21 protein-coding genes are annotated in these 26,887 nt (G+C 70.6%); 14 read left to right on the forward strand and 7 right to left on the reverse strand.

All coding sequences use genetic code 11. From position 1 onward, the window contains the following. Positions 1–138: 138 nt before the first annotated feature. The 3 genes from NP777_RS13665 to NP777_RS13675 are packed head-to-tail and all read right to left on the reverse strand — an operon-like array spanning position 139 to position 3,808. The gene (locus NP777_RS13665; protein ID WP_256650400.1) at positions 139–1,425 is read right to left on the reverse strand and encodes an acyltransferase family protein; all 1,287 of its coding nucleotides are present in this window, start codon (positions 1,423–1,425) and stop codon (positions 139–141) included. Next, positions 1,422–2,831: an alpha-2,8-polysialyltransferase family protein gene (locus NP777_RS13670; RefSeq protein WP_256650401.1), complete on the reverse strand. Its 1,410-nt coding sequence runs from the start codon at positions 2,829–2,831 to the stop codon at positions 1,422–1,424. Before NP777_RS13670 ends, NP777_RS13665 begins: the two co-directional genes overlap by 4 nt. Beyond that, positions 2,831–3,808, reverse strand: coding sequence for a glycosyltransferase family 2 protein (locus NP777_RS13675; RefSeq protein ID WP_256650402.1), 978 nt, complete (start codon positions 3,806–3,808; stop codon positions 2,831–2,833). The genes NP777_RS13670 and NP777_RS13675 overlap by 1 nt, the downstream gene beginning before the upstream one ends. Positions 3,809–3,995: 187 nt before the next feature. Here NP777_RS13675 and NP777_RS13680 point away from each other — a divergent pair, with 187 nt between their 5' ends. The 11 genes from NP777_RS13680 (at position 3,996) to NP777_RS13730 (ending at position 17,764) form a co-directional block, all read left to right on the forward strand. Further along, positions 3,996–5,357, forward strand: coding sequence for a DUF6716 putative glycosyltransferase (locus tag NP777_RS13680; RefSeq protein WP_391858500.1), 1,362 nt, complete (start codon positions 3,996–3,998; stop codon positions 5,355–5,357). A 194-nt stretch (positions 5,358–5,551) separates the two neighbouring features. Next, a complete protein-coding gene (locus NP777_RS13685) occupies positions 5,552–6,751 on the forward strand; it encodes an acylneuraminate cytidylyltransferase (protein ID WP_256650403.1) in 1,200 nt (399 codons plus the stop codon). Next, a complete protein-coding gene (locus NP777_RS13690) occupies positions 6,752–7,684 on the forward strand; it encodes an N-acetylneuraminate synthase family protein (RefSeq protein WP_256650404.1) in 933 nt (310 codons plus the stop codon). Positions 7,685–7,800: 116 nt separating this feature from the next. Continuing rightward, positions 7,801–9,030 (forward strand): hypothetical protein, encoded by a 1,230-nt coding sequence (locus NP777_RS13695; protein WP_256650405.1) that lies wholly within the window; start codon positions 7,801–7,803, stop codon positions 9,028–9,030. A gap of 250 nt (positions 9,031–9,280) precedes the next feature. Beyond that, positions 9,281–10,510, forward strand: a complete 1,230-nt coding sequence (locus tag NP777_RS13700; protein WP_256650454.1) for an amidohydrolase — start codon at positions 9,281–9,283, stop codon at positions 10,508–10,510. Positions 10,511–10,763: 253 nt separating this feature from the next. Next, positions 10,764–11,798, forward strand: coding sequence for a BMP family lipoprotein (locus NP777_RS13705; protein ID WP_256650406.1), 1,035 nt, complete (start codon positions 10,764–10,766; stop codon positions 11,796–11,798). Positions 11,799–11,848: 50 nt separating this feature from the next. Next, entirely contained in the window at positions 11,849–13,555 is a 1,707-nt protein-coding gene (locus tag NP777_RS13710; protein ID WP_391858501.1) for an ABC transporter ATP-binding protein, read from the forward strand. Further along, on the forward strand, positions 13,552–14,679 hold the full coding sequence (locus tag NP777_RS13715; protein WP_256650407.1) for an ABC transporter permease: 1,128 nt from the start codon (positions 13,552–13,554) through the stop codon (positions 14,677–14,679). The genes NP777_RS13710 and NP777_RS13715 overlap by 4 nt, the downstream gene beginning before the upstream one ends. Next, the gene (locus tag NP777_RS13720; RefSeq protein WP_256650408.1) at positions 14,676–15,971 is read left to right on the forward strand and encodes an ABC transporter permease; all 1,296 of its coding nucleotides are present in this window, start codon (positions 14,676–14,678) and stop codon (positions 15,969–15,971) included. Before NP777_RS13715 ends, NP777_RS13720 begins: the two co-directional genes overlap by 4 nt. Beyond that, positions 15,968–16,390 carry a cytidine deaminase gene (locus NP777_RS13725; RefSeq protein WP_256650409.1) on the forward strand — a complete coding sequence of 141 codons (423 nt, stop codon included), beginning with the start codon at positions 15,968–15,970 and terminating at the stop codon, positions 16,388–16,390. The genes NP777_RS13720 and NP777_RS13725 overlap by 4 nt, the downstream gene beginning before the upstream one ends. A gap of 96 nt (positions 16,391–16,486) precedes the next feature. Then, positions 16,487–17,764 carry a thymidine phosphorylase gene (locus NP777_RS13730; protein ID WP_256650410.1) on the forward strand — a complete coding sequence of 426 codons (1,278 nt, stop codon included), beginning with the start codon at positions 16,487–16,489 and terminating at the stop codon, positions 17,762–17,764. Between the two features lie 47 nt (positions 17,765–17,811). On the opposite strand, the gene NP777_RS13735 is transcribed toward NP777_RS13730, so the two are convergent. Beyond that, positions 17,812–18,765, reverse strand: a complete 954-nt coding sequence (locus NP777_RS13735; protein ID WP_391858502.1) for a LysR family transcriptional regulator — start codon at positions 18,763–18,765, stop codon at positions 17,812–17,814. Between the two features lie 92 nt (positions 18,766–18,857). Here NP777_RS13735 and NP777_RS13740 point away from each other — a divergent pair, with 92 nt between their 5' ends. Continuing rightward, on the forward strand, positions 18,858–20,177 hold the full coding sequence (locus NP777_RS13740) for an MFS transporter (RefSeq protein WP_256650411.1): 1,320 nt from the start codon (positions 18,858–18,860) through the stop codon (positions 20,175–20,177). A gap of 346 nt (positions 20,178–20,523) precedes the next feature. On the opposite strand, the gene NP777_RS13745 is transcribed toward NP777_RS13740, so the two are convergent. Both NP777_RS13745 and NP777_RS13750 read right to left on the reverse strand, forming a co-directional pair. After that, positions 20,524–21,078, reverse strand: a complete 555-nt coding sequence (locus NP777_RS13745) for a flavoprotein (protein ID WP_256650412.1) — start codon at positions 21,076–21,078, stop codon at positions 20,524–20,526. Then, positions 21,075–22,481, reverse strand: coding sequence for a hypothetical protein (locus tag NP777_RS13750; protein WP_256650413.1), 1,407 nt, complete (start codon positions 22,479–22,481; stop codon positions 21,075–21,077). The genes NP777_RS13745 and NP777_RS13750 overlap by 4 nt, the downstream gene beginning before the upstream one ends. A gap of 578 nt (positions 22,482–23,059) precedes the next feature. On the opposite strand from NP777_RS13750, the gene NP777_RS13755 reads away from it, so the two are divergent. Beyond that, a complete protein-coding gene (locus tag NP777_RS13755; RefSeq protein WP_256650414.1) occupies positions 23,060–23,398 on the forward strand; it encodes a hypothetical protein in 339 nt (112 codons plus the stop codon). A gap of 451 nt (positions 23,399–23,849) precedes the next feature. Next, positions 23,850–24,140: a hypothetical protein gene (locus NP777_RS13760; RefSeq protein WP_256650415.1), complete on the forward strand. Its 291-nt coding sequence runs from the start codon at positions 23,850–23,852 to the stop codon at positions 24,138–24,140. A gap of 916 nt (positions 24,141–25,056) precedes the next feature. Here NP777_RS13760 and NP777_RS13765 read toward each other — a convergent pair. Beyond that, on the reverse strand, positions 25,057–26,685 hold the full coding sequence (locus NP777_RS13765; RefSeq protein WP_256650416.1) for a recombinase family protein: 1,629 nt from the start codon (positions 26,683–26,685) through the stop codon (positions 25,057–25,059). Between the last annotated feature and the right edge of the window lie 202 nt (positions 26,686–26,887).

The following is a 26,887-nucleotide window of genomic DNA, read 5'->3' on the forward strand; positions in this document are numbered from 1 at the left end:
GCTCCGCCCCTGGACCCCGGGGGGAGGGCGACCCGGACGACCGGGCGGGAGCCCGCGCGTTCCGGTTGCCTGGCCGGGATCTGGGGCGGAGCCTCGGGTTCGCTTGGCTCCTGTGAGGCCCGAGAGCCCGTGGAGCCCCTACAGCCGAGCCGTGCTCAGCGAGCGCTTGATCATCGGCGTGAACCGCTGCTCGACAAAGCGGTAGAGCAGCCACGCGAGGCCCAGCATCACCAGCACGGTCAGGGCGAACGTCCCGTAGGAGGGGATGCCCAGCTTCTGGTGGAGGACCCAGACGACCACCCAGCCCAGATGCTCATGGACCAGGTAGAACGGGTAGGTCAGCGCGCCCGCCACGGTCAGCCAGCGCCAGTTGGCCCAGTTCAGCTTGCCGAGCGCGATCAGCGTGACCGCCACATAGCCGAAGGCCACCACGGCGATGATGCCGGTGGCCGACCGGTAGGAGAAGGCGTCGATGTTGGCCGGGTGCCACAGCTCGCGGATCGCGTAGTGCTGGCCGATCAGGAAGCTGATCCCGATGATGCCCCAGGCCAGGGCGTCATGGCCGAAGCGGTGGAGCAGGTAGATGCCCATGCCGCCGATGAAGTACGAGGAGTACTCCGGCATCAGGACCACGTCCAGCAGCGGCAGGTCCGACGCCTCGGCGAACGCCGAGCCCAGTGTCCAGACGGCGCAGAAGAGGACCACGCGGTGCCGGGTCGCGCCCGGGAGCACCACGAACAGCGCGAAGAGGGCGTAGAAGCGCAGTTCCGCCCACAGCGTCCAGCACACGCCCAGCACTCGGTCCACCCCGAGCGGCTGCTGCAGCATGGTGAGGTTGACCAGCGCGTCGCTGGGCGACACCGCCTTGTAGGCGACCCAGGGCAGTGCGAAGACGCCGGTCACCAGGATGATCGCTACCCAGTAGGCGGGGTAGAGGCGGGAGACGCGCGAGGCGAAGAACGAGCGCAGCGGCCGTCCCCATCCGCTCATGCAGATGACGAAGCCGCTGATGACGAAGAAGATCTGGACGCCGAGACAGCCGTAGGCGAAGTAGCTGGAGAGGGTGGGGAACTGGGCGCGGGGCGAGGAGCCCCACGCCTGGGTTATCTCACCGTCGCGGCCGCCGTAGTGGTACGCGGCCACCATGAGCGCGGCGAGCAGACGCAGCCCGTCCAGTGCTCGCAGCCGCACCGGATGGCCTCCGCCGCGCGCCGCCGCCTTGGCGGTGCGCTCGGCGGATCGCTCCGGGGCCAGGCCGGGGGCCGCGTCGGGGGCGCGCGGCGGCGTCGGCGTGGGAGCCGTCGCCGCCGCGTTGGATATCGGTCCGGGGTCGGCGTTGGATATCGGCCCGGCGTCCGTGTCGGGTATCGGCCCGGCGTCCGCGTTCGATATCGGCCCGGCGTCGGGGGTCGGCGGCGCGCTCATCCGGTGACCGTCCGTTTGAGGGCGGCCCGCTTCAGGGCACGGGCGCGGCGCGCCACCTTGCGCACCGTCTCATTGCGCGGGATGAACGCAAGCTGCGAGGGCACCGCCCCGGGCAGGGCGAGCGCGGTCAGCCGCCGCTTCTTGAAGTAGCGCCAGGTGTTGTTGTCCAGGTGGGCGGCCAGATAGCGCTCGGTCGCGGGCCGCAGATCCGGGTAGATCTTGGCCTGCATGCAGAAGCCGACCGCGCTGACCAGCCCGGTCAGCCGCTTGCCCGCCCGCTCGTCCACCGGCTGCGCGGCGGCCACCGCCTTGTGGTCCTCGAGGTCGGGCAGCAGCGCGTCCACGATCGTCACCGGCATGCGGTTGCTGTTCTGGTACGGGGTGAGCCGCTCCAGCAGCGTGTCGGTGCCGATCCGGGCCACTGGCAGCCCGTAGAAGACGTCGGCGGTGAGCAGCGCGGTGGAGAAGCAGCCGATGACCAGGGCCGGGCTCATCCGCTGGTACAGCACCTCGGCGAGCACCGGAGTGTCCATGACGGTCAGCTCGGCGCCCAGCTCGGCGGCCTTCTTCTCCAGCAGCCGCGACCAGCGGGCCGGGGCGGTGGGATGCGGCTTGAAGACGACGGTGCGGTGGCCGAGCGCCACGGCGCCGCGCAACATCCGCAGATGCAGCTCTTCCTCCTCCTGCGGAGTGAGGATGTCCAGCGCGGACAGGTACTGGCCGAGCATCAGCGCCGGGCCGTTGCCGACCGCGATCCGCTCGCTGGCGGAGGCGACGCCGCGCGGGGCGGCCTCGGCCACCTCGGAGAGCACCTTGGTGAACACCTCGGTCGGCAGGATCTCCGGCTCGACGCCGAACTCGGTCAGCAGCAGCGGCCGCAGCCCGGGTACCAGGTCGAGGTGGAGCAGCCGGCGGATCCGGGTGCCGATCAGCGGGTCCAGCTTGTTGCGGGTCGGGCCGTAGCTCATCAGCCCGTCCGCGTAGACGTCGATGGGCGCGCCCTGGAACACATTGGCGACCGCCATCGCCGGGTTGACCTGGATGGACTCCAGGATCAGCTCGACCCTGTCGTCGCCGAGGTTCCACAGCAGCCGCAGATGGCGCTCCCACAGCGGGGCGTCGTCGAGGCGCGGGGCCCAGCCGCCGGGGTGGAACGGCGAGATCGCCTCGTTCCAGGACAGCACCCGGTCGAAGCGGCCGCGCAGCCGCTCGAAGCCGGGCATCTCGTCCACCGGCGGGGTGGTCTCCGGCGTCGCGGCGTTGTTGCTGATCAGCAGCAGCCGGCGGTCGGCCGGGCCGACGCTGTCCGCGTCGATCGCGGCCGCGAGGGTCGCCGCCCCGTACAGGGTCGAGGCGAGGAAGATCTGGGTGCGCTTGCGCTCCGCCAGGGGCTTGTAGGCGGACATCAGGCCGCCACCTCCGCCCCCGCGGACCGGCGCTTGACTCGCCGCAGTCGCGCGGCGCGCTCGTAGTCCATGGAATCCAGTGCGTCCTTCAATACGTCCTGGGGCATGCGTTTCATCGCCGCCGCCGACATGGAACGGAGTTTGCGGGCCACTTGTGGTTCGAATCTCTCGATGTTGCCGAGGTGGTGGGAAATGATCGCGCAATAGGTCCGGACGGCCTTCGGCAGCAGGGCGTCGGCGTCGCGGTCCCGTGCGGTTTCCTCGATCACCTGGTCGAATGCGCGAATGAAGTCGAGCTGCCGGACATCGCCGATCTGGGTGAGCGAGGAGGCGACCCCGCGCCGGTAGAACACCCCGGCCAGGCCGAGGACGGCGAAGCTGCCGGCCTCGCGGTGCAGCCGCCAGATCCAGGGCCGGTCCTCGGCGGTGCGCAGCCCGTGGGTGAAGTGCAGCAGCCCCTGGTCGACCAGGCGGCGGTGGTACATGCCCGCCCAGGCGTAGGGGTAGTCGACGGAGGTGGAGCGGTCGGCCGGGAGGATCACGTCCCGCGGGTTCATCACCTCATCGCGGCGGCCGTGCGGCACCCGGGTGATGGAGCGCGCCCGCGCGGTGCACTGGACATGGTCGGTGCGGACGAAGTCGCACCCCAAGTCCTCGATCGCCGCGAGCAGTTGGGCGTAGTAGCCGGGGGCCAGCCAGTCGTCGCCGTCGAGGAAGGCGAGGTACTCCCCCTTGGCGTTGTCCAGGCCGGTGTTCCGCGCGGTGGCCAGCCCACCGTTCTTCTCATGCCGTACGTAGACGGCCCCCGGAAGGTCGCGTTCTGCCCGCTCCAGGATCTCCGGCGTCCCGTCGGTGGCACAGTCGTCGACGAGAATGAATTCGAAGTCCTCGCGCGCGTTCGCGCGCAGACTTCTGAGCGTGTCGGGGGCATAGGTCTGCACGTTGTAGAACGGCACGATGACGGAGAGCTTAACCACGCGGGTGACGCTAGGTCTCCGGTCGGCATTCGTCTTGACCTAGGGTGTACGTAAAGGTGAACGAAGGACGTCGGAACGGTTAACCCGCCGCTCCAGCCAGCCGATTCTCCAATCGTCGACGTTCTGTTAACCCTTTGTTGCTCTTGCGTTGGGCCGTGAATCGACAACGCTTCCTAGCGTCTCCGACGTGTCCTCACGTACCAAATCCCCTGTGCGAGTCGCCGTGCTCGCCGACTCCGACACCCGGTGGAAATGGGGCGCGCTCACCGCGCATCGCCTCGTACCGGACGGGTCGGGTTCAGCCTCGGAGCGCCGACTCGACGGCTTCCTGCTGCGCGGCCGCGCCACGCCGACCGCCCGGCAGCTCACCGAGGTCGGGGTGCGCGCCGACGCGATGCGCGAGGTCACGGGCGTGGAATTCGTACGGGCGATGGACCGTGAGCGCTATGACGTGATCGTCCTCTCCCTGGTCGGCGGCGCCGTCCAGGCCATGCTGCACGGACTGCGCCACGCCTGGGAGGGCGCCGAGCGCCGCCCCGTGGTCGTCACCGGCTATGTCGGTGTCGTCTACGAGAAGCTGGCCGACGGGCTGCTGCTGCGCCACGGCGCCGATGTGGTGCTGGCCAACTCGCGCCATGACGCCGAGCGCTTCCGTGACGTCTACAAGGGCGTCGGCGCCGACGCGGAGAGCGTCGTGGAGTGCGCGCTGCCGTTCCTCGGCGGCGACCGCTACGACGAGAAGGCGCGGCTGGGCCGGAAGTACCCCGGCGGCACCGTCGTCTTCGCCGTCCAGCCGTCCGTCCCGGACAACCGCGCCGACCGCACCTATCTGCTGCGCCGCGCGGTGGAGCACGCGCGCCGCCACCCGGACCGCGAGGTGGTGGTCAAGTTGCGCTCCAAGCCGGGCGAGCACACCACCCATATCGAGGAGCTTCCCTACCAGAAGCTGATCGCGAAGTTCGGCGACGATCCGCCCGCCAACTTCCGGCTCGCCTACGGCAACATGGGCGAGGTCCTGGACACCGCGGACCTGCTGGTCACGGTCAGCTCCACGGCCGCCCTGGAGTCGCTGCACCGCTCCATACCGACCGCCGTGCTCACCGACCTCGGGGTGCGCGAGACGCTCGGCAACCACCACTTCCTCGGCTCCGGCTGTCTGGCCTCCTGGGACCAGCTGGACGACGGGCACCTGCCCGAGCCGGACGCCGAGTGGCTCAGCCGCCAGGGCGTGGCCGCCGACGGGCCGTACGAGACCTGGTTCGACGCCGCGCGGGAGCGGGTGGCCGAGCTGGCCGCCGCACCGGCCCTGCCGCCGCTCGCCCCCTTCTACACCCCGGTCACCGCCCCCGGCTATCTGCCCGGCCGGCTCGCCCGGTACGGCTTCGAGCCGGACGGCTCACCCCGCCCCGGGGCCTCCGCCGAGGACGAGGCGCAGGTCTCCGCGTTGCGGCGGGTGGTGCGCAACACGATGCGGGAAGCGGCCCGCGGCGCCTACCGCCACGGCGTCCAGCGCGTGGCTCCCGTCATCCGGCGGATGGGGGAGCTGTGAGCAGGGGGCACCGCCCGGCGGTAGCTGGGGGAGCACGCGCGGCCGCCGGGTCGAAGCCGACGACGATGCCCGCACCTCTGCGCCGCGCGGGCGGAGAAGCGAGCAAAAAAGCGGCTGTGAGGGCCACCCCGCGCGCGAACCAAGAGGAGGCCGGGACGGCCTCGATCACCTCCGCAACCCCTGAAGGAGCCGCCATGACCGCCTCGAGCCCGTGTGTGCTCGCCGTGATTCCCGCCCGTGGCGGGTCGAAGGGCGTCCCGGCGAAGAACCTCGCCCCCGTCGGCGGCGTGCCGCTGGTCGCCCGCGCGGTCATGGAGTGCCGGGCGAGCCGCCTGGTGACGGACGTGGTCGTCTCCACCGACGACACCGGCATCGCGGCCGCGGCGCGCGGCGCGGGCGCGGTGGTCGTCCAGCGGCCCACCGACATCGCGGGGGACACCGCCACCAGCGAGGCCGCGGTGATCCACGCGATGGACGCCTACGAGGCGTCGCACGGCACCACCGTGGACGTGGTGCTCCTGGTGCAGTGCACCAGCCCCTTCATCATCAGCGAGGACATCGACGGGGTGGCCGCGGCGGTCGCCGAGAAGGGCGCCGACACCGCCCTGACCGTGGCCCCCTTCCACGGCTTCGTCTGGCGCGAGGGCGAGAACCCCGAGACCGACGGCGGCGACGGGGTCAACCACGACAAGTCGTACCGCCCGCGCCGCCAGGACCGTCCCCAGGACTTCCTGGAGACCGGCGCCGCCTACGCGATGGCCGCGCGGGGCTTCCGCGAGGCCGGGCACCGCTTCTTCGGCCGCACCGACCTGGTGCGCACCGACCCCGCCCGGGTGCTGGAGATCGACGATCCGCACGATCTGGCCCGCGCCCGCGCGCTCGCCCCGCTGTTCGACGCCGAGCGGCCGGGCGCCCTGCCCACCCGCGACGACATCGACGCGGTGGTACTCGACTTCGACGGCACCCAGACCGACGACAGGGTGCTCGTCGACTCCGATGGACGCGAACTCGTGGCCGTGCACCGCGGCGACGGGCTCGGGATCGCCGCCCTGCGCCGCGCTGAGCTGGCGCTGCTGATCCTGTCCACGGAAAAGAACCCGGTCGTCGCCGCACGGGCCCGGAAGCTCCAGGTCCCCGTGCTCCACGGCATCGACCGAAAAGATCTCGCACTGAAGCAGTGGTGCGAGGAGCAGGGCATCGCGCCGGAGCGCGTGCTCTACGTCGGCAACGACGTCAACGACCTCCCGTGCTTCGGCCTCGTCGGCTGGCCCGTGGCGGTCGCAGGTGCGCACGACGTCGTGCGCGGCGCCGCACGTGCGGTCACCTCCACCCCCGGAGGAGACGGCGCGATCCGCGAGATCGCCTCGTGGATTCTCGGAAAGGAACTGTCTTAAGTGAGCTCCAACTCTCGCCTCCGCACCCTCGGTGACAAGATCGCCGGACCCGGCCACCCGGTCTACGTCACCGGTGAGATCGGCATCAACCACAACGGCGACCTGGAGAACGCGTTCAAGCTGATCGACGCCGCCGCCGAGGCCGGCTGCGACGCGGTCAAGTTCCAGAAGCGAACCCCGGAGATCTGCACCCCCCGCGACCAGTGGGACATCGAGCGTGACACCCCCTGGGGTCGGATGACCTACATCGACTACCGCCACCGCGTGGAGTTCGGCGAGGACGAGTACCGCGCCATCTCCGAGCACTGCGAGAAGCGCGGTATCGACTGGTTCGCCTCCCCGTGGGACACCGAGGCCGTCGCCTTCCTGGAGAAGTTCGACGTCCCGGCGCACAAGGTGGCCTCCGCCTCGCTGACCGACGACGAGCTGCTGCGCGCCCTCCGGGCGACCGGCCGCACGATCATCCTGTCGACGGGCATGTCCACCCCCAAGCAGATCCGCCACGCGGTGGAGGTGCTGGGCAGCGACAACATCCTGCTGTGCCACGCCACCTCCACGTACCCGGCCAAGGCCGAGGAGCTCAACCTGCGCGTGATCAACACGCTGCAGGCCGAGTACCCCAACGTGCCGATCGGCTACTCCGGCCACGAGACCGGTCTGCAGACCACTCTGGCCGCCGTGGCGCTCGGTGCCGCGTTCGTCGAGCGTCACATCACCCTCGACCGCGCCATGTGGGGCTCGGACCAGGCCGCCTCGGTCGAGCCGCAGGGCCTGACGCGGCTGGTGCGGGACATCCGCACCATCGAGGAGTCCCTCGGTGACGGCGTCAAGAAGGTCTACGAGAGCGAGCTCGGCCCGATGAAGAAGCTCCGCCGTGTCGCGGGCGTCGTCGCCGAGTCCGAGTCCGCCGACCGCGAGCCCGCCGCGGTCTGAGGCACTCTGCCGTGAATCCACCGGCCGGTGAGCCCGGCCCTTGCCCGGAAGCGGCGGGCACCCCTGACTCGTCGGGGGCTGCCCGCCGCTTCCGGGCCCTGCCTTTGGACGGTGCGATGGTCTCCGCTGCCCCCCTTGCCTCTCCGACCACGCTTGCCTTCGTCGAGAGCCCGGTTCAGCTGCTGAACGTGCTGGAGTGGGCGTACGCCGACGCCCAGCGCGCCGGGGGCCCCGAGGCCACGGCGTCCCAGGACCTCACCGTGGTGGTGCTCTCCCCGCACGATCCGATGACCCGCGGTCAGCTGCGCCGGATGGCCGAACTGGCGCGGGACGAGGGCTTCGCCGTGCGCTGGGAGGACGCGCGCGGTGGGGCCGGTGCCCCGATCAAGACCATCGGCGGACTGCGCGGACCGCTGCGCCGGGCCGGGCGGATCGTCATAGGCGATCCGTTCTCCCGCTATGTCCAGCTGCTGCTGACCCTCACCCGGGCCACGGACCTGGTCGTGGTGGACGACGGCACGGCCACCATGGAGTTCATCTCCCAGCTGGCCAAGGGCGAGCCCCTGGTGCGCTGGCACCGGCGCGGCAGCAAGGGGGCGCGCGACATGGTCTTCGCGCCGGTCTCCGCCACCGCGCGCCGCCGGCTCACCCCGGGCACCAAGCGCCGGGTCGAGGTCTTCAGCTCGATGCCGGTGGAGCCGCCCACCGGGGTCACCATCACCGCCAACGACTTCGCCTGGACCCGCGCCCGGTTCGGCCCGCCCCGGCTCACCGGGGGCACCGACCTGGTGGGCACGTCCCTGGTCGAGACGGGCGTGGTGGACCTGGAGCGCTATCTGGAGGCGGTCGGCTCGCTGGCCCGCGCCCATGGCGCCACCCGCTACTTCGCCCACCGCCGGGAGAGCGCCGAGAAGCTGCACCGGGTCTCGGCCGAGGTGGGTCTCGAGATCGTACGGCCCGATCTGCCGCTCGAACTGATAGCCCGCCGGGGCCCCATCGGCCACACGATCGTGAGCTTCCCGTCGACCGTGGTGCACACCCTGCCGCTCGCGCTCGTGGGCACCGGCGTCCAGGTCGCGGTCTGCGATGTGGACCCCGCCTGGCTGACCAGCGACGCCTCCCCGCGCGCCCAGGGCTTCCTGTCCGGGGTCACCGGGTCGGCGCGCGATGTGCGCCGACTGGGCTCGGGGCCGCAGGCGGGGTCGCCCCCGCCGAGGGACGCGGCCCCGACCAGGGACTCGGTCCCGCAGCGGGACGCGGCTCCCAAGCGAGACGCGGCCGCGCAGCGGGAGGCGGCCCCGCCGGCGAACCCGGGACCGCCCGCCGCACCCGTCGCGGCGTCCTGAGACCGGGTCGCGCGGCGTCCTGAGACCGGTCGCGGCGCACTGAGGCGTCTCAGGTTGTGAGCTCGTCGCCCGTACGGCCGTGTGGCACATCTCACCCGCGGCCGACCGGGAAATCCGCTGTTATACCCCCTGACTAGGAGGATCATGCAGCGGGGCGGGTACTTTTGCGTACCCGAACAGATTGAATTTTTGTTGATCGACATTCGGTGGACCCACCTGGCGTTCTACGCTTCTTCAGGTGAAGCAATTGATGTCCCTCGATGCGACCGATGTCACACCCGCCGACGCGCCCGCGCTGCCCGGCACGCTCCCCGACGAGCTCCGTGCCGAACTCATCGCCTTCCGGCGCGACTTGCATATGCACCCCGAGCTCGGCAACTGCGAGTTCCGCACCACCGCCGCGATCAAGGCGCGGCTGGAGCAGGCGGGACTCGAGCCGCGGGTGCTGCCCTCCGGCACCGGTCTCATCTGTGACATCGGCCCGCGCGGCAGCTTTTCGCCGGAGCTGCCCCTGCTGGCGCTGCGCGCGGACATCGACGGGCTGCCCATCCCCGACACCAAGACGGTGGACTACCGCTCGACCGTCGCCGACCGCGCCCACGCCTGCGGCCACGATGTGCACACCACCGTGGTGCTCGGCGCCGGTCTGGTCCTGGCCGAGCTGGCCCGCGAGGGGCGGCTGGCCCGCCCGGTGCGGCTGCTGTTCCAGCCCGCCGAGGAGGTGCTGCCCGGCGGTGCGGCCGACGCGATCGAGGCGGGCGTGCTGGACGGCGTGGGCCGGATCCTGGCGCTGCACTGCGACCCGAAGGTCGAGGTCGGCCGGATCGGGCTGCGGGTCGGGCCGATCACCTCGGCCTGCGACCGGCTGGAGGTCTCGCTGGACGGGCCGGGCGGCCACACCGCGCGCCCGCATCTGACCACCGACCTGGTGACCGCCGTCGCCAAGGTGATCACCGAGGTGCCCGCGCTGCTGGCCCGCCGGGTGGACGCCCGCTCGGGGCTGGCCGTCACCTGGGGCCGGGTCGAGTCGGGCCACGCCTGCAATGTGATCCCGCAGCACGCCGAGCTGTCCGCCACGGTCCGCTGCCTGGACCTGCCCGCCTGGCGGGAGGCGCCCGACCTGGTCCATGCCGCGGTGGACGAGATCGCCACCCTGCACCGCGCCAAGTCGGAGATCAACTACATCCGCGGCGTCCCGCCGGTGGTGAACGAGGCGACCTCGGCCGAGCTGCTGCGGGACGCCATGATCGCCCGCCGTGGCGCGGACGCGGTTGAGGGCACCGAGCAGTCCCTGGGCGGCGAGGACTTCTCCTGGTACCTGGAGCGGGTGCCCGGCGCGATGGCCCGCCTCGGCGTCCGCAAGGTCGGCGACACCACCCGGCGCGACCTCCACGCGGGCGACTTCGATGTCGACGAGGGCGCGATCGCGGTGGGCGTGGAGCTGTTCACGGCCGCCGTGCTGCTGGACCGCAACGCGTAGGGCCGACGGGCCGGATCTCACGTGGACCCGGCGGTCCGGAACACGTGGACCCGGCGGTCGCGGCGCCGCGCGCTTCCCCTGGCGCGCGGCGTGATCACTCCTTCGTCACCGCCGGTACCGCTCGCGGACACGAGAGGTTCGCGACGATCCGATAACGGCTTCCGAGGGGGCCTTTATCTGGCATCTACGCGCGTTACGATGCGGCGGAACCAGCGCCGCAAGGGGCGCTTCGAGAACACCAGAGGGGACCCTCGTGCGCCGGGTATCCACGATAGCTGTCGCGGGCATCGCCACCGCGGCTCTCGCATTCTCCGTCACCGCGTGTGGCAGCAGTTCCGAAGAGGGAAGCAAGGACGCCGGTATCGGCCTGGCCTACGACGTGGGCGGCCGCGGCGACCACTCCTTCAACGACTCCGCCGCCAAGGGCTACGACAAGGCCCTGAAGGACTTCGACGTCAAGGGCAAGGAGCTGACGGCGAAGGACGGCGACACGGACGCCGACCGCTACGACAAGCTGGCGAGCCTCGCCGAGGCGGGCTACAACCCCGTCGTGGGCGTCGGCTACGCGTGGACCCCCTCGCTCACCAAGGCCGCCAAGAAGTACAAGGACACCGACTTCGCCATCGTCGACTCGGTCGTCGACGCCAAGAACGTGGCCAGCCTGGTCTCCGCCGAGCACGAGGGCTCCTACCTCGCCGGCGTGGCGGCGGGGCTGAAGACCAAGTCCAACAAGGTCGGTTTCATCGGCGGCACCGACAGCGCGCTGATCAAGAAGTTCGCGGGCGGCTTCCAGCAGGGCCTGAAGGACACCAACCCCAAGGCGTCGCTGGACGTCCAGTGGGTGCAGGTCGGTTCGCCCAAGGGCTTCGGCATGCCGGACCGCGGCAAGGACATCGCCGAGGGCATGCTCTCCAACAAGGTCGACGTGATCTACTCCGCGGCCGGCGGCTCCGGCGCGGGCGCCATCGAGGCGACCGCCGGCAAGAAGGGCACCTGGTCGATCGGTGTCGACGGCGACCAGTACTACGACAAGGGCCTGGCCCAGTACAAGAACTCGATCCTGACCTCCATGGTCAAGACCGTGGACGGTTCGGTCTACGACTTCATCAAGAGCGTCGTGAAGGACAAGAAGGCCGAGAGCGGCGTCCAGGCCTACGACCTCAAGCGCGGCGGCGTCTCCCTCTCCTACTCCGGCGGCTTCATCAACGACATCAAGCCGAAGATCGAGGCGGCCAAGAAGAAGATCATCGACGGTCAGATCAAGGTCCAGGACACCTACAAGGACTGACCCCCGGCGCCACGGACCCGCACGGCACCCCCGGGCATCCGCCCGGGTCCGTGGCGTACCCCGGCCGGTCCGGCCCCCGGCCAGCCCCACCCCCCTCCGCCCATCAGGAGTGCGCCATCAAAGCCGCCAGCCCACCCAAGGGCGCTCCCGCCGGTGCCGTCACCGACGTCGCCGTAGAACTCCACGGAATCACCAAGCGGTTCCCCGGAGTCGTCGCCAACCACGACATCGACATCACCGTGCGCCGCGGCACCGTGCACGCCCTCGTGGGCGAGAACGGCGCGGGCAAGTCGACCCTGATGAAGATCCTCTACGGGATGCAGCGCCCGGACGAGGGCACCATCGCGATCGACGGCGAGACGGTGGAGCTGCACTCCCCGGCGGACGCCATATCCCGCGGCGTGGGCATGGTGCACCAGCACTTCATGCTCGCCGACAACTTCACCGTGCTGGAGAACGTGGTTCTCGGCGCCGAGAAGCTGCACGGCATCGCGGGCAGGGCGCGGGCCCGGATCAAGGAGATATCCGACGCCTACGGTCTTGGCGTCCGCCCCGATGCCCTCGTCGAGGACCTGGGCGTGGCGGACCGCCAGCGCGTGGAGATCCTCAAGGTGCTCTACCGGGGCGCCCGGACGCTGATCCTGGACGAGCCGACCGCCGTGCTCGTCCCGCAGGAGGTCGACGCGCTCTTCGACAACCTCCGCGAGCTCAAGTCCGAGGGCCTGACGGTGCTGTTCATCTCGCACAAGCTGGGCGAGGTGCTGTCCGTGGCCGATGACATCACCGTCATCCGGCGCGGCACCACGGTCGCCTCCGTCGTGCCGTCCGAGACCAACCCCCGGCAGCTGGCCGAGCTGATGGTCGGCAGTGAGCTGCCGTCGCCCGAGACCCGCGAATCCACCGTCACCGACACCGACATGCTCGTCGTGGACGCGCTGCGGCTGACCGCCACCGATGTGGACGGCGTGCAGCGGGCCGTGCTCGACGACATCGACTTCACCATCCGCAAGGGCGAAGTCCTCGGCATCGCCGGTGTGGAGGGCAACGGCCAGGCCGAACTGGTCGAGGCCATCATGGGCATGCGCGACCCCGACGCCGGCACCATCACCCTCGACGGCGCCGACATCTCCCACGCGCCCACCCGCAAGCGGCGCGAGGACGGCATCGGCTACATCCCCGAGGACCGCCACCGGCACGGACTGCTGCTGGAGGCGCCGCTGTGGGAGAACCGCATCCTCGGCCATGTCACCGAGGAGCCCAACAGCAAGGCCGGGTTGCTCAACCCCGCCGCCGCCCGGCGCGACACCGAGCGGATCGTGGCCGAGTACGACGTGCGTACGCCGGGGATCGAGGTCACCGCGGCCTCGCTGTCCGGCGGCAACCAGCAGAAGCTGATCGTCGGCCGGGAGATGAGCCACCACCCCAAGCTGCTGATCGCCGCGCACCCCACCCGGGGGGTGGACGTGGGCGCCCAGGCGCAGATCTGGGACCAGATCCGCGCCGCCCGCCGGGACGGCCTGGCCGTGCTGCTGATCTCGGCCGACCTGGACGAGCTGATCGGCCTGTCCGACACCCTGCGGGTGATGTACCGCGGCCGGCTGGTCGCCGACGCCGACCCCGCCACGATCACCCCGGAGGAGCTGGGCTCGGCCATGACCGGCGCCGCCTCCGGCCATCTGGAGGGCCAGGCGGACGACGGGACCGAGGCCGCCGCCGGCGACGAGGCCGAGGCCGCGACCGGGGGAGAGGACCGATGAAGAAGCTGGACAAGGAGCGGGTGCTGCTCGCGGTCGCGGCCCCGGTGCTGGCGCTCGCCGCCGCGTTCGTGCTGACCGCGCTGGTGCTGCTGGCGACCGGCAAGGAGCCGTTCAACGCCTTCGGCATCATGTTCGACTACGGCGTGAAGGCCGACAGCCAGGTCTACATCCTCAACAAGGCGACCACGTACTACCTGGCGGGGCTCGCGGTGGCCATCGGCTTCCGGATGAACCTCTTCAACATCGGCGTCGACGGCCAGTACCGGCTCGCCGCCTTCTTCGCCGCCGTCGTCGGCGGGGCGCTGAAGCTCCCCGGGCTGGTGCAGATCCCGCTGATCCTGCTGGTCGGCATGGGCGTCGGCGCCATGTGGGCGTCCATCGCCGGTCTGCTGAAGGTCTACCGGGGCGTCAGCGAGGTGATCAGCACCATCATGCTGAACTCCCTCTCCGGCATCGTCATCAGCTATCTGCTGGTGGACGGGCGGCTGGCCGACCTCGACAAGCAGACCAACATCGTGGCCACCGACCCGCTGCCGTCCTCCAGCCACTTCTTCACCATCCCGGCGGGCGGCGGCCTCGACCCCATCTGGGGCTTCATCGTCGTCGCGGCGCTCGCGGGCGTCGGCTTCTGGTTCCTGCTCGGGCGCACCCGGTTCGGCTTCGATCTGCGCGCGGTGGGCCGCTCCGAGTCCGCCGCCCAGGCCAGCGGCGTCAACGTCAAGCGCATGGTGCTCACCAGCATGCTGCTCTCGGGCGCGATGGCCGGGCTGATCGGCATGCCGACCCTGCTCAACGACACCCACCAGTTCACCTCCGACTTCCCCACCGGCATCGGCTTCACCGGTATCGCCATCGCGCTGCTCGGCCGTAACAACCCGGTCGGCATCGGCCTGGCCGCCGTGCTGTGGGGCTTCCTCGAGCGCGGCGCCAACCGCCTGGAGTTCGAGGGCTACGACAAGGAGATCGTCGGCGTGATGCAGGGCGTGATCGTCCTGTGTGTCGTCATCGCGTACGAACTGGTGCGCCGCTACGGGCTCAAGCGCCAGCAGCAGCGGGTGGGCGCGGAGCTCGCCGCCCAGGCCAAGGCCGACAAGGGTACGGACAAGCAGGAGGTGCCGGCATGAGTGCCACGGTGACCACCACCAAGAGCACGAGCACGCCGGGCAAGGGGAACGGACCCGCCTCCCGGATGTCCCTGGGCAAGGTGCTGCTGATCGTCGCCGGGGCGCTGATCGCGCTGTCGGTGCTGCGGGCGCTCGTCGACGCCGCCCAGCAGGCGGACTTCGACCGCGTCACCTCCGCCGGGCAGATCGGCGCCGCGCTCTCCATGGCCGTGCCCATCGGCCTCGCGGGCCTCGGCGGGCTGTGGTCCGAGCGGGCCGGTGTGGTCAACATCGGCCTCGAGGGCATGATGATCCTCGGCACCTTCTTCGGCGCCTGGGCCGGCTACCAGACCAACCCCTGGGTGGGGGTGCTCGCGGGTGTCCTCGGCGGCGCGGTCGGCGGGCTGATCCACGCGGTGGCCACCGTCACCTTCGGGGTGGACCACATCATCTCCGGTGTGGCGATGAACATCCTCGCCCTCGGCGCCACCACCTATCTGGCCAAGCGCTGGTTCGAGCCGCTGGCCGACATCGGCGGCTCCCCGAAGAACTCCCCGCAGGTCGACCCCATCCAGTCGTTCACCGTCCCCGGACTCTCCGACTGGCTGGCCGACCTGGAGAACCACCACTGGTTCCTGGTCTCGGACGTCGCGGGCATCCTCGGCGGCCTGGTCACCGACATCTCGGCGCTGACCGTCGTCTCCGTCCTGCTGGTCGTGGGCAGCTTCTTCGCCCTGTGGCGCACCTCGTTCGGACTGCGGCTGCGGTCCTGCGGGGAGAACCCGACGGCGGCCGAGTCCCTCGGCGTCAACGTCTACCTCTACAAGTACGCGGCCGTGGTGATCTCCGGTGGCCTCGCCGGGCTCGGCGGCGTCTTCCTCGCCCTCGTCCGCTCGCACATCTACAACGAGGGCCAGACCGGCGGCCGCGGCTACATCGGCCTCGCCGCCATGCTCTTCGGCAACTGGCGGCCGGGCGGGCTCGCGATGGGCGCCGGTCTGTTCGGCTACTCCGACGCCCTCCAGCTGCGCAACGGCGGGGCGACCGTGCACGCCCTGCTGCTCCTGGTCGCGCTCGGCCTCGCCGCGCTGGCGGCCTGGCGGATTGTCCGCAAGAGTTATGTCGCGGGCGCGGTGTCCGGCGCCGCGGCCGTCGCGCTGCTGCTGTGGTACGCCCTGACCGACACGGTCCCCAACGACCTGGTCAGCGCCACGCCGTACATCGTGACCCTGCTGGTCATGGGGCTCGCCTCACAGCGGCTGCGGATGCCCAAGGCGAACAACCGGCCCTACCGGAAGGGACAGGGCACATGACCACTACCGCCGCCGCGGCGCCCGACTGGGAGTCGCTGCGTGTCCAGGCCCGGGACGCCATGTCCCGGGCCTACGCCCCCTACTCCGGCTTCCCGGTGGGCGCCGCGGCGCTCGTCGACGACGGCCGCACGGTCAGCGGCTGCAATGTGGAGAACGCCGCGTACGGCGTCGCGCTGTGCGCCGAATGCGGTCTGATCTCCTCTCTCGTCGCCTCCGGCGGCGGCCGCCTCACCGCCTTCACCTGCTGCGACCGCGAGGGCACCGTGCTGATGCCCTGCGGCCGCTGCCGTCAGCTGCTGTGGGAGCACGGCGGCCCGGAGCTCCAGATGGACACCGCCACGGGCATCCGCCCGCTCGCCGAACTCCTCCCGGACGCGTTCGGCCCCGCCGACCTGCGCCGCGTCGCGGCCCACGGCTGACGCCCCGCGCCGCCTCGGCCCGCCCGGTCGGCCCCCTGAAGCCGCCTCGGCCCGCCCGGTCCGCTCCCTGAACACGAAAGGCCCCGTACAGCCCCCATGGACGCCATCTCCGTCATCCGCGCCAAGCGCGACGGCACCCGCCTCACCGACGCCCAGATCGACTGGATCATCGACGCCTACACGCGCGGCGAGGTGGCGGACGAGCAGATGTCCGCGCTCGCGATGGCGATCTTCCTCAACGGCATGGACCGGGCCGAGATCGCCCGCTGGACCGCCGCGATGATCGCGTCCGGTGAGCGGATGGACTTCTCCTCCCTGCCGCGCCCGACCGCCGACAAGCACTCCACCGGCGGCGTCGGCGACAAGATCACCCTGCCGCTGGCCCCCCTCGTGGCCGCCTGCGGAGCCGCCGTACCGCAGCTCTCCGGCCGGGGCCTGGGCCACACCGGCGGCACCCTGGACAAGCTGGAGTCCATCCCCGGCTGGCGCGCCCAGCTGACCAATGCCGACATGCTGGCCGTCCTCCGCGACGTCGGCTCGGTGATCTGCGCGGCGGGCGAGGGGCTGGCGCGGGCGGACAAGAAGCTGTACGCGCTGCGCGATGTCACCGGCACGGTCGAGTCGATCCCGCTCATCGCCTCCTCGATCATGTCCAAGAAGATCGCCGAGGGCACCGGCTCCCTGGTGCTGGACGTCAAGGTGGGCTCCGGCGCCTTCATGAAGGACATCGACTCCGCGCGCGAGCTGGCCACCACGATGGTCGGCCTCGGCACCGACCACGGCGTCCGTACGACCGCCCTGCTCACCGACATGTCCACCCCGCTCGGCCGGACGGCGGGCAACGCCCTCGAGGTCCGCGAGTCCGTGGAGGTCCTGGCGGGCGGCGGCCCGGCCGACGTCGTCGAGCTCACCCTCGCCCTGGCCCGCGAGATGCTGGACGCCGCGGGCCTGAAGGACGCCGACCCCGCCAAGGCCCTGGCCGACGGCACCGCGATGGACCACTGGCGCCGCATGATCGCCGCCCAGGGCGGCGACCCGGACGCCCCGCTCCCGGTGGCCCGCGAACACCACGTCCTGCGCGCCGAGTCGACCGGCGTCCTCACCCGCCTCGACGCCTACGCGGTGGGCCTGGCCGCCTGGCGCCTGGGCGCGGGCCGCGCCCGCAAGGAGGACCCGGTACAGGCGGGCGCGGGCATAGAACTCCACGCCAAACCCGGCGACCACATCACCACCGGCCAGCCCCTCCTCACCCTCCACACCGACACCCCGTCGGCCTTCCCCTACGCCCTGGAGGCCCTGGCCGACGCGATCGCCTACGCCCCCCAGGCCACGGAATTCACCACGAACCCGATCGTGCTGGAACGCATCGCCTGACACGGCGACTCGCCCGCGCCGGCGACTCCGCTGCTCCGGCGACCGGCCTACGTCAGCAGCTGGCCCCGGCGGCTCAGCAGGAACTTCTTGAAGGCCGCCACCGGGGGTGTGTCGGGGTGGCCGTCCAGCCAGGCGACGCCGATCTCGCGGACGGCGCGCGGGGCGGTGACGGTCAGTTCGGCCACGCCGGGGCGGGGGACCGCCGGGGGCGGGAGGAGGGCGACGCCGAGGCCGGCGGCGACCAGGCCGCGTAGGGTCTCCGCCTCCTCGCCCTCGAAGGCGATCCTCGGGGTGAAGCCCGCCTCGGCGCACAGCGCGTCCGTGATGCGCCGCAGTCCGTAGCCCGGTTCCAGGGTGACGAACAGCTCCGAGGCGGCCTCGGCGAGGCGGACCCGGCGGCGGCCGGCCAGGCGGTGGTCGTCGGGGACCACCAGCCGTAGCCGCTGTTCGTCGAGGCGGCGGGCGACCAGGTCGGGGGCGTCCGGTACCGGGGAGGTCAGGCACAGGTCGAGGCCGCCCGCGCGCATCCGCTCGATCATCGCCTCGCCGTAGTTCTGGACCAGCTGGAAGCGCACCCGCGGATGGTCCACCCGGAAGCTCCGGATCAGGCCGGGCACGGTCTCGGTCCCCAGGGTGTGCAGGAAGCCGAAGGAGACCAGGCCCGCCGCGGGGTCGGCGTCGGCCCGTACGGACTCGGCGGCGCGGTCGACCTCGGCGAGGGCCCGTTCGACCGAGCGCAGGAAGGTCCGCCCCGCCGGGGTGAGCGCCACCGTACGGCCCCGGCGGGCGAAGAGCGACACGCCCAGGTCCTCCTCCAGCCGGACCATCGCCCGGCTGAGCGTGGACTGGGGCACCCCCAGCTCCTGGGCGGCGCGGGTCACATGCTCATGGCGGGCGACGGCGGCGAACTGGGCGAGGCGCGGGGTGAGCACGGCGGCCCAGGACTCCGCCTCGACATCCGCTGTCACCGGAATGTCGTTTTCGTAACTGATGCGTGACACTGGCGGCCCTGACCTTTACTCATGCGACAGTGGATTGATTATCGCCATTCCGTGCATTGGACGCATCAACCGTGGGTACGTACGGTCGAACCATGCCTCCTGCCGATACCAGGGCGTCCACCGGGAACCACCGTGTGGACGCCTCCGCTTCGCCGTCCCCGACCCCGAACCCCACCGAGTCCGAGCGGATGAGCCCGAGCCACCCCGGTTACCTCCGGATGCGGCTCGCCCTCTTCACCGCGGGACTCGCCACCTTCGCCCTGCTCTACTCGACCCAGGCGCTGCTGCCCGCGATCTCCGACGATCTGCGGGTCCAGGCGGACCAGGCCAGTTGGAGCGTCTCCGCGGCCACCTTCGGCCTCGCGCTCGCGGTGGTGCCGCTGAGCGCGCTGTCCGAGCGGTTCGGCCGACGCGCCATGATGACCGTCTCGCTCACGGTCGCGGTCGTCCTCGCCCTGCTGGTGCCCTTCGCACCGGACCTGGGCTGGCTGATCGCGCTGCGCGCGGTGCAGGGCGCGGCGCTGGCCGGGATCCCGGCCAGCGCGATGGCGTACCTGTCGGAGGAAGTCCACCCGAAGGCGCTGATCGGCACGATCGGGCTGTTCGTGGCCGGTAACAGCGTCGGCGGGATGAGCGGCCGGATCGTCACCGGCTGGGTGGCGGACGCCTGGGGCTGGCGGGCCGCGCTCGCCACGGTCGGCGTGATGGCGCTGCTGTGCGCGGTGTCCTTCCGGATGCTGCTGCCCAAGGCCCGGCACTTCACCCCGGCCCCGGTGAGCCCGCGGGCGCTGGCCCGCACCCTCGCCGGGCATCTCTCGGATCCGCTGCTGTGCCGGCTGTACGCGATCGGCGCGCTGTTCATGACGGTCTTCGGCGGGGTCTACACGGTCATCGGCTACCGCCTGGTGGCCGAGCCCTTCGGGCTCTCGCAGAGCCTGATCGGCTCGATCTTCCTGATCTACCTGGTCGGCACGGTCTCCTCGGCGGCGACCGGCAAGCTGGTCGGCCGGCTCGGCCGGCGCGGCGCGCTGTACGTGGCGGTGTCGACGACCGCGGCCGGGCTGCTGCTGTCCCTGCTGAACTCGATCCCGGCGGTGCTGGCCGGTCTGGTGCTGATCACCGCGGGCTTCTTCGCGGGCCACGCGGCGGCGTCCTCGGCGGTGAGCCGTACGGCCAAGACCGGACGCGCCCAGGCCGCGGCGCTCTACCAGGCGTCGTACTACATCGGCAGCAGCCTGGGCGGTGCGCTGGGCGCGCTCGCCTTCCACGCGGCCGGGTGGGGCGGCACGGTCGCCATGGGCCTGGTGGCGGTCGGCGGCGCGGGTGCGATCACGGTGTACGCGACGCGCAAGGCGCGGGCCGAGCGGCGTGCGGAGGCCGCGCGCCGCGACCTGGTCGGCGTGCCCGCGTAGCCCCCACCCCCTGAAGCCCGAAGGGGCCGCCCCGCCACTGTCCGGCGGGCGGCCCCTTCGCCCGTGCGAGCCCGGTTTGGGGGCCCGTGCGGGCCTGCTCGGCCGGGTGCGGCTTTCGTCTCGCGCCTTCGGCGCATTTGAGCATGGGCCGGGGATGCCGGGCCGCGCCCGCGTCGCCGGGTGCCGCGCCGGTGGGGGCGAGCGCCGGTGGCGGCGAAGGTGGCCCGGGGCCGATGCCGGACAGCCGGGGGTACCCCCTAAAAATCGCTTGATGAATTAGTTGCAACACCCTGGCGAATGTATTTTCTTGTGGTGCATCTGTGCCAAGTGTGAGGTCAGGGGTTGGTCAGTCGTTGTGTTCGACGGTGTCGAGGGCCAGGCTCCACGGGAAGGTGTCGAGTAGGGCGCTGCCGGTGCCGGGGGCGTGGGGCTCTGGGCCGTGTCCCTTGCCGTGCAGGATGCTGACACCTGCGGATCGCAGGTCTGCGATGTTGCGCCGGTAGGCGGGGTGCGCGGCCAGTGCCGCGTTGACGAACGGGAGTACGGCCACGGGGATGCCCAGCCCGATGGACTCGGCGAGGATGCCCAACGCGTAGGTGTCGCTGATGCCCAGTGCCCATTTGTTGATGGTGTTGTAGGTGGCGGGGGCAACGATGATGGCGTCTGCCTGCGGGGTTGAGCGGGTGCCGTCGCCGGGTTTTCGGTATTCGCTGCGGATGGGCCGTCCAGTCTGGGCTTCGAGCGCTGAGACGTCTACGAAGGTTCGTCCCGCTGGGGTGGTGATGATCTGCACGTCCCAGGACCGGCCTTGGGCTTGCTGGATGAGCTTGCCCACGTGTGCGGCGGGTCCGGCGGCGCAGACGATGACGTAGAGGGTCCGCTGGGGTGGCGGTGTGGTCATGGGTGGGCTCCGACTCGGGCGGCCATCTCGGGCAGGCCGCGCAGTTCACCGCGTACGTCCTGGTGGTGGATTCGTCCGACCAGTGCCTTGACGGTCGGGCGGGTGCGGATCTCTTCGGGGGCGAGGTCCTCGGCGGTGCGCAGGGCAGCGTATGCCTGGGGGTATTTGTTCCACTGCTCGCAGGCCCTGGCTACGTCTACCCAGAGGGTTGCCTGGCGTTCACGGACGTCGATGGTGTCGATGTCGATCGCGCGGGCGTAGGCGAGTGCTGCCCCGGCGTCGCCGAGGGTGGTGGAGATGTTCACCCGGTGGAGAAGCACGTTGGTCGGGCCGAAAGCGGTCCATTGGCGGTTGGCGTCGCTGCCGAGCATACGGGCGGCGCGTTCCGCCTCGTCGAGAAGTTCGGTTGCTGAGTCGCGGTCGCCTTGCTCGGCTGCGGCCACTGCGCCCCGCAGGAGCAGAGCACCGTAGATGGACTGGTGATCAGGCGAGTGTGTGATGGACTTCGGGTCGAGTCGCTGGGCTCGTGTGCGTGCGATGTCGGCGGCCTGGTTGCCGTGTCCCATGGCCATGTAGGCGTGGACCAGGATGCGGGCGCTGGCTGCCTGGGTGAGGGGGTCCTCGCTGGTCTGGGCTGCATGCATGCTGCGGTCGGCGGTGATGGCTGCCGGACCTCGGTCGCCGAGTTTGAGCAACAGGCTGGTTGTGGTGTGGTACAGCTCCGCCAGGCATGCATGCGCGGCTAGCCGGTCATCTCCGGTCAGGACCTCGCACGCCGTCTCACATTCGGTGAGAACGCGCGGGAGATCATTGGCGAGGGCCGTGTACTCGCATGCCTGGTAGGCGCGTTTCGCCCAGGTGACGGCTGTCCTGAGTTCGGCGGGGGTGCGCGGTTGCGGTTCTCCGACGCTGAAGGCGGAGAGGTGGCGCAGGAGGGGGGCGGCAAGCCCGGTGTGCTGTGGTGCGTTGCTGGCCCCTGCGGACGGTGTTGTGGCTGCGGCCAGCAGCGCGGCGCCTGACAGGCTCATGAAATTGCGTCGTAGCACGTGATCGTCTCCACGGTCCATGCCGATACGGGCCATCGGCCGTACGGCTCCAGACGCGGGGGTGTGCGATTCCCACGGGCGAGGTGCCAGACCAAGTAACGCGCCGGGAATCCTGAGCCCGTCGGCTACCGCAATGATCTTGTCGATCGTGGTGATCCGACCGTTGCCCTTGGTGATGACTCCGACCCGGTCGGTCTTCATTCCGCAGGCATCAGCGATTTTGGTGAAACTGATGCCGCCCCATTTGCGGGCGAGAGTGAAGACTGTCCCAAAGTCGTGGCAGGCGAGAGCCGCGCGCATGTCCTCACGTTCCAGGACGTGCGGCGGGAGTGCTGCCGGTGAGACGTAGTCGGTCATCTCGTGCCCCCGCGCATCTCTGACGTGATGAAGTATCGATCAGTGCCTGCGCCCCGAGCCTACCCATGATGGGTCTACTCACTATGGGTTAGAGACCGATAGGCGGCAGAACGGTTGGCGATGCCACGTGCCGCATCTCCTGAAGGCCCCCGGCGCTCGGCGAAATGCAAGGTGATCTGGGGCCCGAGTCCACCCATGGTGGGTCTACCCATCATGGGGTAACGCGCAGGCCACATGAACGGTGACGCTGGGAGATCAAGACCCCCGCGACGTGGCTGCGTCCGGGGGCGCGGTCAACGCTGCAAAGGAGCGTCAACAATGCGGAAGACTACCGCCCGATTTGTGGAATGGCTGTTACGGCTGCTGTTGCCTGCTTCAGGGCGCCACCGAGTCGCTGGGATCCGGCCAGGCTTCCGGTGCGTGGATGCGCCGACCCTTCGCCTGGCGCGCGTACCCCTGGCGCACGCATGGGCGCCGCATGGTGCGGATGTCCCGGGTACAGGTCTGGTCCGGCCGTACGTGGTCGCGCATGAGCGGCAGTGCGGGACTGCCGCGCACGGTGTGAAGGCGGTGGCGCTGTGAGCGTGCGTCCCCGTTTGCTGCCGTGGCCGGGTCCTGCGGGGAAGCGGTGCTATCTGGTCTCGGATGCGGACGGTGAGGGGCATCTGTCGAAGCTGGCTGACGAGATGGAGGCGGTTCAGCTTCAGATGGGCACGGAACTCATCGGCCATGCTCGCCTGATGCTCGGTGACCGGAAGACGGACGCCCGAGAGCTCCGCTACCTCTCCAACCGCCTGATCGAAGCGCTGCAAGACGCGCTCCGGATCGCGGAGAGTCGCGGCGGGCGTCTGCCGGTACCCGACGAGTGCGAGAGCGACGGACCGGCTCAGAGGGGCAAGGGGGCGCGGAATGAGTGAGGTGTCGGGAGGCTGGCAGGTGGGTCCGGCTCCGGGGCGTGGTCTGCGTCCTGGGAAAGGCGGTCGGCTTGAGCTGCCGCTTCACGTGCTCCGGCCCGGTCACGCGTCTTCGGCGTCGCTGGTGCTGACGGTGGTGGAAGCGGAGCAGTTGCATGCCGCCTTGTGCTACGCGCTCGGGGGCGAACCTGCACCGGAGGATGCGCCGGAGTGCCGTCAGCCAGTGCGCTATCCCGGTGGCCGACAGCGGTACTGAGTGCTGCTCGGGCCGGATGACGCGCAACAACTGAAGAAGCAACACCGGACCACCCCTCTCGCCTGGACAGCTGTCGGGGTGGTCCGGCTGGGGATCGCTGAACCCCGGTGCCGATGGTACCGGGGCCGTCGTCGTGCTCTCACTCGACATACCCGGTGATGCCTAGTCAGTTTGCTTGAATGGAAGGGGACTTGACGGATGTGCGGCCCTGGGGGCGACGGGTTCGAGGGTGAGGCGGCAGACCTGGAGGCGGGGATATGGGTGCACGGAGTGGACTACCTGAGCGGCTGGCGGGACGCGCGGGAGGCTGCGGCCCAGCTGGGTGATGCGCTGCGGCTCGTGGGTGTGGAGTCGGCTGGGATGCGGCTGCGTGCCGCTTCGGGTGCGGATGGCTCCGGGGTGGTGCGGTTGGAGTTGTCTCCGGGGTCGGCGCGTGAGGTGGCGGTGCTGGCGCGGGTGGCGGCGGCCCGGTGGGGCAGGGCGGGGTGAGCGGGGTGGCCGGTGGCGGGCGTTCGGTGGTGGATCGGTGCGCTGTGGGCACGCCGCCGGCCGTAGCGGATTTTGGGCGGGAGCTGCCACGGGGCGAGAGAACAGGGGGCCTTACGCTGGCCCGGCGAATCGGGCGGGTCTGTGATCCTGCCCGCGTTTGCGACCGATTGGCCCCCTGTTCTTGGAGGCTCGCCCCGTGGTGGCTGCCTAAAATCCGCGGAGGCCGTCGGCCCCAGCTACAACGCATCGGCCCCGGACGGCGGTCGGCTCAGTCTGCAAGCGCTCGCGGACCGCCTGACGAGTGCGGGCGGTGGGCGTCCGACGGGACCGGCGGCCACGCCGCAGCCCGGCGGGGCGGCCAGACCGCCCGGCGCGCCGCAAGGCGCGCCCTTGAGTAAGTGAAGACAAGTTTCGACACCTCGCCGGTCTGCTGGCGGTCCGCTGGTTGTCGGCAAGGGAAAACGACTGGCCTTATGTGCCAGTGACAGGCGCCCTGATCCAGGGGCGCACCGGAGAACGAACGAGAGGGGCACTCATGATCGCCCGCTTGGAATCATCGGTCTGCACGCCCTGGAGGGTGCCCAATAACCGGCGAGAGAAGAGCAACCCGGACACCGCCGTTATCGTCCCCCGAGCCGTCCATACCTCCGGCAGGGCCGGAACGGGAGGACCGGACGGAACAGGCGTCAGTCGAGATCTCCGGCGCGTCCGCGCTCCCTGCGGTCCCGGCAGACGACGACCTGGACGACTGGGCATGGGCGCGGGAGCATGCGCGGAAGGCTCCCCGGTGGTCTGACCACACGTGGCGGCGTATGAACGCGATCTTTGGTATCGAGGTCGCGTCCCACGCCCCCACCCATGGTCACCGCCCGCGTGCCTCGTAACGGGCGCGGGCCCTTGGGGGCTGGTCCTGCTGTCACTCCTCCTCGGCGTACAGCGGGACCAGCCGCTCCCGCAGGGGCACCCGACTGCCCCTGCCGACCGGCAGTACGACAATGGCCGTGAAAGCCCGTTCCACATACGCGCGCTTCTCCGCCAGCGTGATATCCGGCCGTGCCCACTCCGCCGCGATATCCACCGGCTTTCCACTGGAGACCAGCGCTTTGCGCTGCCACGCGTTGCGCTCCCGGCTCAGCCGCTTCTCCTCCGCCTCGTACTCGGACAGATCCCGGTAATACCGCTCCGCGCTGATCAGCCGGTCCCGGCGGGCCTGCTTCAGATCGTCGATGTCCTCCCGGACACGTGCGAGGTTTTCCTCGTCCGGCCATACGGCGGTGGCGGTCACGGCCTGCCGCCTTGCGGCCTCTTCCTGGTGTTTGGCGATCAGGAGTTTGCGCACCAGTTCATCGGCTTCCGGGCCGGGGATACGGATACCCCCGCAGCCCTGGCCGCTGGCGCTGTTGTGGCACGAGTAGAAGTAGAAGCCTTCCGGTTTCTTCTGGCTCGGCCCGGCCTTCCCTGCGCGCAGCTTCGCCCCGCAGTCGTCCTTGCCACACCGCAGCGTGCCGGTCAGCAGGTACGTGCGGGCGTTGTGGCCACTGCCCCGTTTCGGGCTCGCCTCGATGATCGCGCACATCGCACGCCACTGCTCCACGGACAGGACCGGCTGGTGCTGCCCGAGGACCGGATTTCCCTCGTCGTCGTGGACGATCACGGTGTGTGCGGATTCGGTCTTGGTCTCGGGGTCGAATTCGTAGACGGTGCGGGAGCGGTAGCCGCAGATACGCGGGTTGGTCATGATCTTCTTCAGGACCTGGACGTTCCACTTCTTGCCGTTGGCGGTGCGGATTCCGGCGCGGTTCCAGTCCGCGATGATTGTGTACCAGGGGCTTCCGTCGATCAGACGGCGGGCTGCCTCCCGCAGGATCTTCGCCTCGCCGGGGTCGATGGTGCGGCGGTCTTCCTGCCAGCCGAACGGACGGCCCCCTCCGGCGGGGATTCCCTGCTGCTGCATGGCCTTGTGCTTCCGTTTGACGCGCCGGGCGGTGTCTGCCGACTGCTTGTTGGCCATCGCCACGATCACCCGTGCCATGGCGCGGCCGTTGTCGGTCAACAGGTCCAGTGTGCCGGTGATGTCGATGATCGGCCGGTGGTAGTGCTCCACCACCTCGATCGCGTCTTCCAGATGCCGGGTGTCCCGCGTGAGCCGGTCGATGTCGTAGACGATCAGACCGTCCAACGGCTCACCATCGGGCGTCCGGCCCGCTTTGAGATCTTCCAAAGCAGCCTCGAACACCGGCCGCACCACCCGGTACACCGCCCGTCCATCGGGCAGTCGTATTCGCTTGCGCTTCCAGGCGGAGGTGTCGGGCTCGGTGTAGGTATGCACGTACCGGCCGCCGCGTCCCTCGACGAACGCGCGGGTGTCCTTCTCCTGCTCGGCGGTGCTCTTGATGTCCTTGCCCGTGAGGAACCGGACCGCCTCCGGCTGGTTGTCGGCGGCTAACGGCTCGCCTTCGGCCTCCTCGGTGGACAGGCGCGTCAAGCCCGCCCAGTTCATCCCGTCCAACTTGCCCCACTGCGCTCGTTGCACAAGTTCGCTCATGAGAGAAGAAACTACATTCGGCATTCCGCTGCTTGCGCCAGATCAAGCATTTTCTGGATGGATACCCGGAGGGACGGGGTCGGCTCCCTGCCGCCCGCGGTCCGGCGGGACCACGGCCATCGAGCACGGAAGCCGCCCCGGCGCTCACACCCACCGGCCCGGCGCCCGGCGGCGAGGCCCGCGCCCCCTGCACCCTGCCCCG

Origin of the sequence: Streptomyces rugosispiralis (assembly GCF_024505145.1) — a bacterium.
In the GTDB taxonomy this organism is placed as follows: Bacteria; Actinomycetota; Actinomycetes; order Streptomycetales; family Streptomycetaceae; genus Streptomyces; species Streptomyces rugosispiralis.

Bases quoted from the DNA above. Each gene is read 5' to 3' on its own strand.
- NP777_RS13665 (WP_256650400.1), bottom strand. From the start codon at position 1,425: ATGAGCGCGCCGCCGACCCCCGACGCCGGGCCGATATCGAACGCGGAC.
- NP777_RS13670 (WP_256650401.1), bottom strand. From the start codon at position 2,831: ATGTCCGCCTACAAGCCCCTGGCGGAGCGCAAGCGCACCCAGATCTTC.
- NP777_RS13685 (WP_256650403.1), top strand. From the start codon at position 5,552: ATGACCGCCTCGAGCCCGTGTGTGCTCGCCGTGATTCCCGCCCGTGGC.
- NP777_RS13695 (WP_256650405.1), top strand. From the start codon at position 7,801: ATGGTCTCCGCTGCCCCCCTTGCCTCTCCGACCACGCTTGCCTTCGTC.
- NP777_RS13700 (WP_256650454.1), top strand. From the start codon at position 9,281: ATGTCCCTCGATGCGACCGATGTCACACCCGCCGACGCGCCCGCGCTG.
- NP777_RS13715 (WP_256650407.1), top strand. From the start codon at position 13,552: ATGAAGAAGCTGGACAAGGAGCGGGTGCTGCTCGCGGTCGCGGCCCCG.
- NP777_RS13720 (WP_256650408.1), top strand. From the start codon at position 14,676: ATGAGTGCCACGGTGACCACCACCAAGAGCACGAGCACGCCGGGCAAG.
- NP777_RS13725 (WP_256650409.1), top strand. From the start codon at position 15,968: ATGACCACTACCGCCGCCGCGGCGCCCGACTGGGAGTCGCTGCGTGTC.
- NP777_RS13730 (WP_256650410.1), top strand. From the start codon at position 16,487: ATGGACGCCATCTCCGTCATCCGCGCCAAGCGCGACGGCACCCGCCTC.
- NP777_RS13740 (WP_256650411.1), top strand. From the start codon at position 18,858: ATGCCTCCTGCCGATACCAGGGCGTCCACCGGGAACCACCGTGTGGAC.
- NP777_RS13745 (WP_256650412.1), bottom strand. From the start codon at position 21,078: ATGACCACACCGCCACCCCAGCGGACCCTCTACGTCATCGTCTGCGCC.
- NP777_RS13750 (WP_256650413.1), bottom strand. From the start codon at position 22,481: ATGACCGACTACGTCTCACCGGCAGCACTCCCGCCGCACGTCCTGGAA.
- NP777_RS13760 (WP_256650415.1), top strand. From the start codon at position 23,850: ATGTGCGGCCCTGGGGGCGACGGGTTCGAGGGTGAGGCGGCAGACCTG.
- NP777_RS13765 (WP_256650416.1), bottom strand. From the start codon at position 26,685: ATGAGCGAACTTGTGCAACGAGCGCAGTGGGGCAAGTTGGACGGGATG.